At 60.9% G+C, this 12,104-nt stretch carries 12 protein-coding genes; 6 read left to right on the top strand and 6 right to left on the bottom strand.

Translation table 11 applies throughout. The features are described from left to right. Positions 1 to 71 precede the first annotated feature (71 nt). A complete protein-coding gene (locus J1G37_RS16985; protein WP_207043599.1) occupies positions 72 to 1,010 on the bottom strand; it encodes a DnaJ C-terminal domain-containing protein in 939 nt (312 codons plus the stop codon). Between the two features lie 238 nt (positions 1,011 to 1,248). On the opposite strand from J1G37_RS16985, the gene J1G37_RS16980 reads away from it, so the two are divergent. After that, positions 1,249 to 2,517, top strand: coding sequence for an Hsp70 family protein (locus tag J1G37_RS16980; protein WP_207043590.1), 1,269 nt, complete (start codon positions 1,249 to 1,251; stop codon positions 2,515 to 2,517). Between the two features lie 141 nt (positions 2,518 to 2,658). On the opposite strand, the gene J1G37_RS16975 is transcribed toward J1G37_RS16980, so the two are convergent. The 3 genes from J1G37_RS16975 to J1G37_RS16965 form a co-directional block, all read right to left on the bottom strand. Next, the gene (locus J1G37_RS16975; RefSeq protein WP_017737507.1) at positions 2,659 to 3,672 is read right to left on the bottom strand and encodes an AI-2E family transporter; all 1,014 of its coding nucleotides are present in this window, start codon (positions 3,670 to 3,672) and stop codon (positions 2,659 to 2,661) included. 205 nt (positions 3,673 to 3,877) lie between these two features. Continuing rightward, the gene (locus J1G37_RS16970; protein WP_116627296.1) at positions 3,878 to 4,177 is read right to left on the bottom strand and encodes a PsiF family protein; all 300 of its coding nucleotides are present in this window, start codon (positions 4,175 to 4,177) and stop codon (positions 3,878 to 3,880) included. Between the two features lie 71 nt (positions 4,178 to 4,248). Next, positions 4,249 to 5,037, bottom strand: a complete 789-nt coding sequence (locus tag J1G37_RS16965; RefSeq protein ID WP_207043588.1) for a helix-turn-helix transcriptional regulator — start codon at positions 5,035 to 5,037, stop codon at positions 4,249 to 4,251. 97 nt (positions 5,038 to 5,134) lie between these two features. Between J1G37_RS16965 and J1G37_RS16960 the strand changes: the two genes are divergently transcribed. Continuing rightward, complete coding sequence (locus J1G37_RS16960; RefSeq protein WP_207043586.1) at positions 5,135 to 6,010, top strand: DMT family transporter; 876 nt, start codon at positions 5,135 to 5,137, stop codon at positions 6,008 to 6,010. A 104-nt stretch (positions 6,011 to 6,114) separates the two neighbouring features. Here J1G37_RS16960 and J1G37_RS16955 read toward each other — a convergent pair whose 3' ends face one another. Next, positions 6,115 to 7,005: a triacylglycerol lipase gene (locus J1G37_RS16955; protein WP_207043581.1), complete on the bottom strand. Its 891-nt coding sequence runs from the start codon at positions 7,003 to 7,005 to the stop codon at positions 6,115 to 6,117. 176 nt (positions 7,006 to 7,181) lie between these two features. On the opposite strand from J1G37_RS16955, the gene J1G37_RS16950 reads away from it, so the two are divergent. Together J1G37_RS16950 and J1G37_RS16945 are read left to right on the top strand one after the other, a co-directional pair. Then, positions 7,182 to 7,712, top strand: coding sequence for a ferritin-like domain-containing protein (locus J1G37_RS16950; RefSeq protein ID WP_207043579.1), 531 nt, complete (start codon positions 7,182 to 7,184; stop codon positions 7,710 to 7,712). A gap of 164 nt (positions 7,713 to 7,876) precedes the next feature. Further along, positions 7,877 to 8,587: a hypothetical protein gene (locus J1G37_RS16945; RefSeq protein WP_207043576.1), complete on the top strand. Its 711-nt coding sequence runs from the start codon at positions 7,877 to 7,879 to the stop codon at positions 8,585 to 8,587. On the opposite strand, the gene J1G37_RS16940 is transcribed toward J1G37_RS16945, so the two are convergent. Beyond that, the gene (locus J1G37_RS16940; RefSeq protein WP_207043574.1) at positions 8,584 to 10,653 is read right to left on the bottom strand and encodes an AsmA family protein; all 2,070 of its coding nucleotides are present in this window, start codon (positions 10,651 to 10,653) and stop codon (positions 8,584 to 8,586) included. The genes J1G37_RS16945 and J1G37_RS16940 overlap by 4 nt on opposite strands. Before the next feature lie 359 nt (positions 10,654 to 11,012). On the opposite strand from J1G37_RS16940, the gene J1G37_RS16935 reads away from it, so the two are divergent. Further along, positions 11,013 to 11,423, top strand: a complete 411-nt coding sequence (locus tag J1G37_RS16935) for a hypothetical protein (protein ID WP_017737498.1) — start codon at positions 11,013 to 11,015, stop codon at positions 11,421 to 11,423. Positions 11,424 to 11,572: 149 nt separating this feature from the next. Continuing rightward, positions 11,573 to 12,104, top strand: a 532-nt coding sequence (locus J1G37_RS16930; RefSeq protein WP_207043572.1) for a TetR family transcriptional regulator, incomplete at its 3' end; no start/stop codon positions are given.

Raw genomic sequence — 12,104 nt, 5'->3', positions numbered from 1 at the left:
GTAGGGGAGCATCAGCACATCATGGCCAACCGGGGAATCAGCGCTAGATACTTAGCGCCTGGCCGTTAACTTCAGAAGTTTTCCCTTGGGTTGAACGCAGCCTTTTTCGCCAGTTCCTGCCACAGTGCGATGGTTTCGTCATCGGCCTGCTTAGGCATCACGGCCTTGAGCTGGATATACAGGAAACCCCGCTCCCCAGCCTTGTTCAGCAAACCGTGGCCCTTGGCGCGCATGCGCTGGCCGTTCTGGCTGCCGGCGGGCACCTTGAGGTTGATCTTGCCGGTCAAGGTCGGTACGGCCACTTCTGCGCCCAGCGCCAATTCCCAAGGCGCCAGCGGCAGGGTGATCACCAGGTTTTCGCCTTCGACTTCGAATTTCGAATGGGGCGCAAACTTGATGATCAGGTACAGGTCGCCATTGGCCCCGCCACCAATCCCCGGTGCACCCTGGCCTTTGAGGCGGATGCGCTCGCCGTCGGCTACGCCGGCGGGGATCTTCACGTTCAGACTCTTGGTCGTATTGCTGACGTGGCGACCCGAGGCGTCGTACTGCGGCACCTGGAAGCTGATCTGCTTGGACTCGGTGGACAGCGTCTCTTCAAGGGACACGGTCAACTGCATCTCCACGTCCTGGCCCTTGCGCCCGGTCGGACGGCGCTGGCCGCCACCGAAGGCATCGCCACGGGAGCCGAAGATCGAGCTGAAGAAGTCCGAGAAGTCGCCCTGGTCCTGGCCGCCGCCAAAGCCGCCACGGCTCTGCCAGCCCGGTGGTCCCTGGAACGGTTGGCCATGCTGGCCGTATTTGCGCAGCTCGTCGTACTCGGCGCGCTTGTCCGCGCTTTTGAGCGCCTCGTAGGCTTCGGACGCGTCCTTGAACTTGGCTTCGGCGTCTTTTTCCTTGCTCACGTCCGGGTGGTATTTGCGCGCGAGCTTGCGGTACGCGGCCTTGATTTCTTTGTCGTCCGCGCTCGGCTCGACACCCAGAATCTTGTAGTAGTCTTTGAAATCCATCGGCGGTTCACCATCCTTAATCGAGATCGCACAGCCCGGGGCACAACGTGCGGTGGTTTGCACCTGTTGAGTCTTGTGGCCTGGGGGTGCGTCAAAGTGTTATCGGCGCTTGCCGTATGCAGCAGATGTGGGGGCGAATCGCCAAGTTTCAAGCGAGATTTAACAGATGGTCGGCCTACGCATCCGCCGTCGACTGGCATACACTGCGCGGCCGTTTTTCAACCGGAACCTGATTGTCATGGAAAACCCATCCCCAGCCCGTGCCTGCGGCATCGACTTTGGCACGTCCAACTCCACCGTCGGCTGGATCCGCCCCGGCGAGGAGACGCTCATTGCGCTGGAGGACGACAAGATCACGCTGCCGTCGGTGGTGTTCTTCAACTTCGAGGAACGCCGCCCGGTGTACGGTCGCCTGGCGCTGCACGAGTACCTGGAAAACTACGAAGGCCGGCTGATGCGCTCGCTCAAGAGCCTGCTGGGCTCCAAGCTGATCAAGCACGACACCAGCGTGCTCGGCACGGCGATGCCGTTCACCGACCTGCTGGCACTGTTTATCGGCCAGCTCAAGAGCCGCGCCGAAGCCAACGCCGGCCGTGAGTTCGAAGAAGTGGTGCTGGGCCGCCCGGTGTTTTTCGTCGACGACGACCCGATGGCCGACCAGGAAGCCGAGAACACCCTGGTGGACGTGGCGCGCAAGATCGGCTTCAAGGACATTTCGTTCCAGTACGAGCCGATTGCGGCCGCGTTCGACTACGAGTCCACCATCCAGAAGGAAGAGTTGGTACTGATCGTCGACATCGGCGGTGGTACGTCTGACTTCTCCCTGGTGCGCCTGTCGCCGGACCGCCGTCACAACGACAACCGCCAGAGCGACATCCTCGCCACCGGCGGCGTGCACATCGGCGGTACCGACTTCGACAAACAGCTCTCGCTGAACGGCATGATGCCGCTGTTCGGCTACGGCAGCCGCATGAAGAGCGGCGCCTACATGCCCACCAGCCACCACATGAACCTGGCGACCTGGCACACCATCAACTCGGTGTACTCGCAAAAGTCCCAGCTGGCATTGGGCAGCATGCGCTACGACATCGAAGACACCGGCGGCATCGACCGCCTGTTCAAGTTGATCGAACAGCGTGCCGGGCACTGGCTGGCCATGGAAGTGGAAGAAACCAAGATCCAGCTGACCCACGAAGACAGCCGCCACGTGGCGCTGGACCGTATCGAAGCAGGCCTGAGCGTAGACCTGAGCCGGGCGCTGTTCGAGTCGTCCATCGACGCCTTGCTGGAGCGCGTGCGCGGTAGCGTGACGCAGTTGCTCAACGACGCTTCAGTGAGCGTGGCGCAGGTGGACACGGTGTTCTTTACCGGCGGTTCCAGCGGGATCCCGGCACTGCGCCACAGCATCTCGGCGATGTTGCCGAATGCGCGGCATGTGGAAGGGAATATCTTTGGCAGTATCGGCAGTGGGTTGGCGATTGAGGCCAGCAAGCGGTATGGCTGCTGAGTTTTAGCTGAAAGACCGTGGCGCGCCCTTCGCGAGCAAGCCCGCTCCCACACTGACTGTATTCACAAGTCTAAATGTGTAAACACAGTAAATGTGGGAGCGGGCTTGCTCGCGAAGAGGCCAGACCAATCACTACAATACTTAAACCATCCCGCCTAGCTTCAACTCACTCTTGAGATACGCATAATAAATCGGCCCCGCCACCACGCCCGGCAGCCCGAATGCCGCCTCAAACACCAGCATCGCCAGCAGCAACTCCCACGACTTGGCACTGATCTGCCCGCCGACGATCCGCGCATTGAGGAAGTACTCGATCTTGTGGATCACGATCAAATACCCCAACGCCGCCACCGCCACCCAGATCGACAGCGACAGCGCGACGATGGTAATCAGCGTGTTGGACATCAGGTTGCCGATCACCGGCAGCAGGCCCAGCAGGAAGGTCAGCACGATCAGGGTTTTGGTCAGCGGCAAGTGAATCCCGCACAACGGCAACACCACGGCGAGGAACACGGCGGTGAAGGCGGTGTTGAGCGCGGCGATCTTGATCTGCGCGAAGACGATGTTGCGAAAGGCCTGGACCAGCAGGTGCAGGCGGTCGAACAGCGCGGCAGCCAAGGGTTTGCGTTTGGTCAGGTCGGGCACGCGTTGCAGGGCGATGATGGCGCCAAGCACCATGCCGATCAGCAAGGTGACGAACATGTGGGCGGCGTCTTTGCCGACCAACTGCAGTTCGCTCAGGTGCTTGCTCATCCAGTCGCCGATGGCCACGCGGAATTCGGCGGCGCTGGCGGGCAGGTAGGCGTCGATAAACGGCGGCAACTGGCCGCGTGCGCGATCGACCACGCCCATGAATTTGTCGAGGGAAGCCCCGGGATTTTCCGCTTCGTGGAGCAGGAAACTGATGGCGCCGGCAAAGATCAGGGTCAGCACGCTGACGATCAAGGTGCCGAGCAAGGCCACCGCCAGCCAGCGAGCGCGCCGGCCTTCGATCAGCCGTTGCAGTTGCGGGGTGAGCATGTTGACCAGTTCAAACACCAACAGGCCAGCCAGCAGGCTGGGCAGTAATTTGAGCGGCAGTACCAGCAGCAGTCCGCCGAAAATGATGATGTAGCTGGCCAGCAACAACACATGACGCTGAGAAAACGTTGGCATACAGCCTCAAAACAAACGGCGTTAAAGGATGGGCAGTCTGCCAGCCTTGAGGGAATCAAGCGAGTAGGTAGGTTGTTAATGCGATCAAGTGTGGGAGCTGGCTTGCCTGCGATAGCATCACCTCGGTCTTGCTGATAGACCGAGGTGCCGGCATCGCAGGCAAGCCAGCTCCCACATTTGATTTGCAGGGCCCACAGAATCGCGATCAGCCTTTGAGGCAAGTGCTCATAAAGGTCTTGCGCGCATCGCCGGCCAGCGCCTTGGTCTTCGCCGACGCATTGCAGTCTTTCATCTTCTGCTGCTGCGGCGTCAGGGTCTTGGCGTCATTGGCCGCCGGGGCCGACAGGCAGGTTTTCATGAACGCCTTGCGGTCGTCGCCCTTGAGGGTCTTGGTGGTGGCTTCGGCATTACAGGTGGTCATCTTGTTTTGCTGGGCGGTGGCGGCAAAGCCCTGGGAACACAGCAGCAGGCCCATCATCAACAACGGAATTCGCAGCATCTTCATGGAGTTTTCTCCCTGTTACTGTGCCGAGGGGCACAGCCTACCCAGCAGTGTAGTCAAAGCCTGTTACATCTTCACCGACTTCGGATATTCGACCGCCGGTACTGCTCAGGCGTGCAACCAGCGTGGCGCTGGAACATCGCGATAAAGGCCGAGGCGGTGCTGTAGCCGAGGTCGAAGGCCACGTGTTGCACGCTGTGTTCACTATCGAGGGCTTCGATGGCCGCCAGGTAGCGCAGGCGCTGGCGCCATTCACCGAAGCTCATGCCCAGCTCGCGCACAAACTGGCGCGCCAGGGTGCGCTCGCTCACGTGCACCTGCGCCGCCCAATGGGCCAGCGGCCGGTTGTCGCCGGGATCGGCCTGCATGCCCTCCAGCACGCCGAGCAGGCCGGGATGACGGGCGTAGGGCAGAAAGCACTCGTGGATCGGCGCCTGCTTGAGCTGGTCCACCAGCACCTGGGCCAGGCGGATATCGGCTTCGCTCTCGGGGATATTCACGTCGCGTTGGGCGAAGTCGCTGAGGATCGCCTTGAGGATCTCGCTGATTGCCAGGGTGCACGGCTGCGGCGGCAACTGGGCGCAGAGTTCAGGGGCCAGGCCCACCGAGTGGTAGACGATGGCCTCGGCGTTGTAGGAGCTGTGCTCAGTGTGCGGCGGCACCCACACCGCGTACTGCGGCGGCGACATAAAACGGTTGCCGGCCACTTCCATGCGCATCACGCCGCTGGCGGAATAATCCAGCGAACCCCAGCCGTGCTGGTGCGGGGTGCATTCGGTGTCGGGGGCAAAATCGGAGTAGCGGAAGTAGACCGGGCTGGGCAGGCTGGCAAAATCCGCGAGGCGTACGGTGTGTCTGGCCATGTTGTCTGGATACATAGGTCGTTTGTCTGGATCGCAGTATAGGCTTCGATCCAGACAAGGGATAATCCCGGCTCATCAACACACCTGGTTTCTTTCGATGCAATACGCGTATCCCCTGCTGGCCATTTTCATCTGGGCCGGCAACACCGTGGTCAACAAGCTGGCCGTCGGCACAATCTTCCCGGCGGAGATCGGCTTTTACCGCTGGCTGCTGGCGGCGCTGCTGTTTACGCCGTTCATGCTCAAGCCGGTGCTCGCCAACTGGGCGCTGATCCGCCCGAACCTGGGCAAGATCGCCATCCTTGGCGTGCTGGGCATGGCGGTGTACCAGAGCCTGGCGTACTACGCCGCGTCGCTGACCACGGCGACCAACATGGGCATCATCCTGTCGCTGATGCCGTTGATGGCGCTGACGGCGGCGATCATCAGCCTTGGCCAGCGCCTGACCTACGGCGCCCTCACCGGTGCGGTGCTGTCATTCGCCGGCGTGGTCGTGGTGGTGTCGTCCGGCAGCCTGGGCGCGTTGCTGCAACATGGGGTCAACCTGGGCGACGCGATGATGCTGGTGGCCACCTTGGCCTACGCGGTCTACAGCACCCTGCTGAAAAAATGGCAACTGCGCCTGCCGCCGCTGGTGTTGCTGTATTTGCAGGTGCTGGTGGCGGTGGTGGTGTTGTTTCCGCTGTATTTGTTCTCGCAGAAAGCCGGCCTGGGCTGGGCGAATATTCCGCTGGTGATGTATGCGTGCTTGCTGGCTTCGATGCTGGCGCCGTTGGCGTGGATGCATTCGGTGAAGACGTTGGGGCCGAGCCGGACTACGTTGTTTTTCAATTTGCTGCCGTTGATTACGGCGCTGATTGCGGCGGTGGTGTTGAAGGAAGAGTTGGCGTTGTATCACTTAGTCGGTGGGTTACTGACGTTGGGCGGGGTGATTTTGTCGGAGCGTTGGACCACGCCGGTGAGGGTAGCCTGAACTGACGCCATCGCAGGCAAGCCAGCTCCCACATTTGGAATGTGTGCGCAAATCAACATGTGGGAGCTGGCTTGCCTGCGATGAACGATGACACGGTCTACCTGCTATACCCCGGCGGCCTTAAGCCTTTGGGCATGCTCCACAAACAACCGGATCGGCTCCGCCCCCTTCCCCACCAGCCCCATGGATTGGTTGACGATATCAAAGTGATCCAGGGGAAAGTCATCCCCAATCACCACCCCCAGGTGTGAGCTGTAACGCCCAACCATGCCATCACACTGGCCCTTCTCCCGCACAAAGCTGCGGGCGAACAGGCGGCAGCTGCGGTTCGTGCCGTCGAACAGGTTGCGGCCACGGTCGGTGATGCCCGGCTGCAAGGTGCCGGACCACGAGTAATAACGCACGCCATTGACCTCCTCGGCCCCCTGCCCGCCCCAGGTGTCGGGCAAGCCTTGGGGATACTGGCGATTGAACAGCGCCACCCCGGCACTGGTCAACGAATGGTGGGACGCTTGCAAGTCCGCCTTGAAGCGCGGCCCGCGATAGCCGGTTTCCAGCACGCCCATCACCCAGGCGACTACATGGAACAGCGCGCTCATGAGCCGCCCCTTCACGCCGTCGATGGGGTAATGGAGGTGGATATGGTCCGCCAACTCCGAACCATGATTCGGCCCGGCAACCGACGTCACCGACGCCACCCACTCTGGGCGTTTGGCCGCCGCATAACGCGCAGTCAGCGAGCCTTGGCTATGGCCGATCAGGTTGACCTTGTCGGCGCCGCTCTCCCGGCGAATCTGCTCGATCTGCGCCAGCAACTGCTCGCCGCGCACCTCGCTGGAATCCAGCGGCGCCACCTGGACGGCAAACACCTGCGCCCCGCCCGCACGCAACGCCGGGACGATGCCGTACCAGTAGGGGAAAAACCCCAGACGCACAAAACCAAGCATGCCGGGTACCAGCACTAACGGATAACGCGTGGCTAACGACTGCGGCATGGGGCGAACGTCCTCGAAACGGCTGACCTGAGCGCAAGCCTAGCCCAACCTCAAGTCGGGCTGATGACGCCGTGGGTAAATCCGATAAAACTTTTTGCGTCGCCCGGGACTCACAACTTTGAGCGATCACGCCGACAGAGCGTGGCGCAAAACCGGATTAGCCCCAGGAGATCGAGATGACTGAAGCACACCTGACTGACGTTGCCACCCTGCGCAGCCGCGCCCGCAAGAACGTCGAAAACGGCGCGGTGACCGAAGGCTATGACGCCGACCGCAAAGAAATCATCCGCTTGCTCAACGAGTCGCTGGCCACGGAACTGGTCTGCGTGCTGCGCTACAAGCGCCACTACTTCATGGCCAGCGGCCTCAAGGCGTCAGTCGCGGCTGACGAGTTCCTGGAGCACGCCACGCAAGAAGCCGAGCACGCCGACAAACTCGCCGAGCGCATTGTGCAGCTGGGCGGCGAGCCGGAGTTCAACCCGGACCTGCTGTCGAAGAACTCCCACGCGCAGTACGTGGCGGGCAAGAACTTGAAGGAAATGGTCTACGAAGACCTGGTGGCGGAACGGATCGCGGTGGACAGTTATCGCGAGATCATCCAGTACATCGGCGATAAAGACCCAACGACACGCCGGATTTTCGAAGACATCCTGGCGCAGGAAGAAGAACACGCCGACGACATGGCGGATATTCTGCAAGGCCTCTGACCAACAACACCTGACAATGTGGGAGCTGGCTTGCCGGCCCCCACATGTCTGATCGTGCCCACCTGTTAGTGTTGACAGTAGATTCCCCATCGCAAAAGGGCTAATCAGTAATCCCATCATTCGCCGACAATACCGCTGGCCGAACGAAGGTGGGGTAACCGCTCATGAAGAGTATCCGGTTCGTTGCAACGGCCTTGGCGATGCTGCTGATCAGCCACGGTGCCCAGGCCCTGGATGCCAACGAAGAAATCACGCCTAGCAGCGCGGGATTCACCTACTGGGTCTACGCCAAGACCTGGCAGCCAAGTTTCTGCAAGCTGAAACCTGCAACTGCAGGCTGCGATAAGCCGCCGCAACAGTTTCTCACCCACGGCATCTGGCCCTACAACGACAGCGTGGGGCAGAAAACCAATCGCCACCCCGCCTTTTGCAACACCGCCCCCAGCTGCCAATCCACCACTGCCTGCGATATCAGCGACGCAAAGCTCGACCAGATTGCCAACACCCCCGCCATTGCTCAGCTAGTCACTGTAGCTCCGCAAGGGATGTTCAGACATGAATGGAAAAAACACGGAACCTGCTCAGGCAAAACAGAAAGTGACTATTTCAATGACATCGTCAGGCTGCAAAAAGTCGGGCTATACATCGAGCCAATGTTCGACAAATGGATAGGCAGCAGCGTAACCCTCGCCCAGATGAAGAACGCATTTCCCACCCATGCCTCCTTTCGTTGTTTCGTGCTGGACGGCAAGCAGTACCTGCATGAAGTGTTCTACTCAATCAACCCGGACGGTACGCCTTATAAAAAGGATCCGGCCCTCCAGATTGGCACCCCTTGCACGCCCGGCGATATTTTCATTCCCAGTGGGGCCTAGCCCTTTACCGTTTTCGGGGCTTTGCCTTCCTTCATCTGCTGCAACAACGGCGCGCACTGGTTCGGCACGTCCCCGCTCGGCGCGATCAACGCCAGCAAGCCCGCCGCCGGGCCGACGATCACACCCAACGCCACCATGCCCGCGCCACGCAGCATCAGCGGTACCGCTTTCACGCCGGCGTTGGGCTTGATGAGCGGCCCATTGACGTACAACGGTGAGCGCAGGGAGAACAGGCGAAAGCCTTTCGACTCCGGGGTGATGGTCAGGTCCAACTGTTCGGTGGCCATGTTCGCAGTGCCATCGATGTAGATGATGGCGTTCTCGGTATCGAACACAAACAGGCGTGTCGTGGCCAGGCCGGTCTTGATGCCGAAGTCGGCGGCCGCGCAGTTGATCTTCACTTCCTTGTCGCCAAACAGGCGGCCCACCACGTAGTTGCCAACGTTGAGCCCGGCGATTTCCATCAGGCCTCGGCTGATGGCGCCGTCGTTGATCAGCATCTTCAGGTCACCGTTGGAACTGCCCAGCAGCGCTGCCACGGAGTTACCGCGACCGGCGATATCGGCGTCGCCATTGAGCTCACCAAAGCTGGTTTTCATCGGTTCGAAGGTGGGGAACAGCTGCTTGAGCTTGAAGTTGCGCGCGGTGAGTTTGGCGCGGCCTTCCATTGGCGTGATGCGGCCATTCAGACGGATCTGCGCGTCGAGTTTGCCGCCGGCCACGCCGAAGCGCAGGGGTTCGAGACTGAGTTGGCCGTCGTTGAGCACCAGGTGGGTGTAGAGGTCGGTGAACGGCAGTTCGGCGCTGTGCACGATACGTTTGCCGGTGAATTCCACGTCCGCGTCCATGTCGCGCCAGCGTTCGGTGCGGAACTCTTCCACCGGCAGCACCTTGGTCGCCGGCTGTTTGCTTTCACCGCCACGGGCCTTTTGCTTGGCGTTGGAGTCGGCGCCGATCAAGGGCGCGAGGTCGGTCATCAGCAGTTGGTTGGACACCAACGCGCCGCTGAGCTTGGGCCGTGGCTGGCTGGCGACATAGGCGAGGTTGCCGTGGATATCGCTGTTGCCGATCTTGCCGTTGAAGTTTTCATAGGTGAATGACGCACCGCTGGCTTCGTGCAGCTTGGCGATCAGGTGGCCGTCGGTGGAATACGCCGGCGAGTCCGGCAGGGTCACGCCGGTCAGCGGGTACAGGTTGCCGAGGCTTGAGCCTGCGAGTTTCAGGCGCAGGTCGAGGGCGCCGAGGTTAAGCGGGTCGGTCAGGGTGCCGGCGAGGGCGATGCTGGTATCGCCGACCTTGACCTGTGCTTGCAGGGGGAACGGCTTGGCCGCGTCTTGCAACGCAAGCAGGCCGCCGATCTTGCCGCTGCCGTCGAGTTTCTGCCCGTGATACTGGCCTTTGACCTTGAGGGCGAACGCATAGTCTTGCGGCGCCGCGCCTTTTTCCAGGGCTTTCTTCGCATCCGCGTCGCCGACGATTTCGCCGAACGGGATCGGTTTGCCCAGGGGGTCGATGATCACGTCGAGCTGGGTCTTGAGGGTTTGGTCGTCGAGGGTCACGTGGCCTTTGTCGAAGCCGATGGCACCGATGTCGACCACCCAGTTGGACGGTTCGGCGTTCGGGTCCTTGGGGTCGAATTTGAAGGTCCAGTTGGCGCGACCGTCGGCGAGGCGCTGCAATTCGGCGCTTGGCTCAGTCAGGTCGATACGCGGGATCACCACGCGCTGCACCAGCAACGCCAGCGGCGAGATGCGCAGCTCGACCTTCTTCAGGGTGACCATCTGCGGTTTTTTCGACCAGTCGGGGTTGCCCAGGGCCAGGTCCTCGGCGATCAGATGGGGCCACGGCACCCAGGCGCGCCAACCGCCTTCATCGGGCTCTCGCGCCCACACCACGGCCAGGTTGCCGTTGATGGCAAACGGGCGATGCAACTCTTCGGAGACCTTGGCATTGATCTGCGGCTTGATGCGGTTCCAGTCGAAGAACGCCAGCAGCAACACCACCACGGCGATTAATAGAACGAAGCTGGCACAGCTCCAAGCGACGATTTTGCGCGTGCGCGTCATTGCACAGGACTCCTGAATACGACCGGCCAGGTAACAGCCTTTTAAGACAGCTTATAGGACTACGACTGGCAAACCGCGCGGGGGTTTAACCCAATGCGTTATTTGCCGGGAAAAACCAGGTTTTCTGACCACATCGACAGATTCCCCTTACGACAGCGCACCAATGTTACCCATGCACGTGTCGAAAATACCCACCCCGGTGCAAAACCGCGGGCTTGAGAGGCGCGAGTTAGAGCCTCTGCCGGGAACAATCAATTCTGTTGATTATTACCATTGTGTTTATGAACTTTTATATCGACTTATCGAGAGTAGCATTAGCCCTGTACCCACTTTATCGCCCTCCCAAGGAGCAACCCATCATGAAACGCCAAGTACTCGCTACCGTCCTGTTGTCCGTCCTGGCTTCCAGCGCTTTTGCCCTGCCAGCCGCCGAACAAGCGACCCCACAGAACAAGGCTCAAGCCGTGCAGTCCAGCCAGACCCTGGCACGCAGCGGTTCGCAAGAAGAAGAAAACCGTGACTACGCCAAAGGCGCTGTCGCTGAAAACGGCCGCAACCGCCTGGAAGAGAAAGGCCTGGTTGAAGGTGGCGCCGAGCAAGCCAACAAACGCGCCTACACCGAAGGTGTTGCTGAAGGTGGCCGTGATCGCCTGGAACAGAAAGGTCTGGTCGAAGGCGGCGCTGAGCAAGCCAACAAACGCGCTTACACCGAAGGTGTTGCTGAAGGCGGCGCTGATCGCCTGAAAGAACTGCACGAAGCCCAGAGCTAAGCCTGTGGTGGCCCAAAAAAAAGCCCGATCCGTCGATCGGGCTTTTGCTTTGCTGTAGACCGCGTCACGCATCACCCCGCGCAAGTTCGACGCCGATGAAGCGGTTTTGCTAGAGTGCGTCGCTGAACTTGCCGACAAAGCCCCCGCCCATGCTGCCCCGCGCCGAACAGAAGCAACAGACCCGCCTCGCCCTGATGGACGCAGCCCGCCATCTGATGGAGTGTGGCCGTGGGTTTGGCAGCCTGAGCCTGCGCGAAGTGGCCAAGACGGCCGGCATTGTGCCCACCGGTTTCTATCGCCACTTTGCCGACATGGATCAGCTTGGGCTCGTGTTGGTCAGCGAGGTCGGCCAGACCTTCCGCGCCACGATCCGCCTGGTACGCCACAACGAATTCGTGATGGGCGGCATTATCGATGCGTCCGTGCGCATCTTTCTCGATGTGGTGTCCGCCAACCGTTCGCAATTCCTGTTCCTCGCCCGCGAGCAATACGGCGGCTGCCTGGCCGTGCGCCAGGCCATCGGCGCCTTGCGTGAAGACATCACCCGCGACCTCGCGGCCGACCTCACGCTGATGCCCAAGCTGCAACACCTGGACGGCGAAGGTTTGCATGTGATGGCCGACCTGATCGTCAAAAGGGGCGGCTCGTATAAACAACCTGCGCTGCCGGCGAAGAGGGGAG

The sequence above is a fragment of the Pseudomonas sp. Marseille-Q1929 genome (genome assembly GCF_017316265.1).
GTDB lineage: Bacteria > Pseudomonadota > Gammaproteobacteria > Pseudomonadales > Pseudomonadaceae > Aquipseudomonas.
This window is presented reverse-complemented; position numbering and strand designations above follow the sequence as displayed.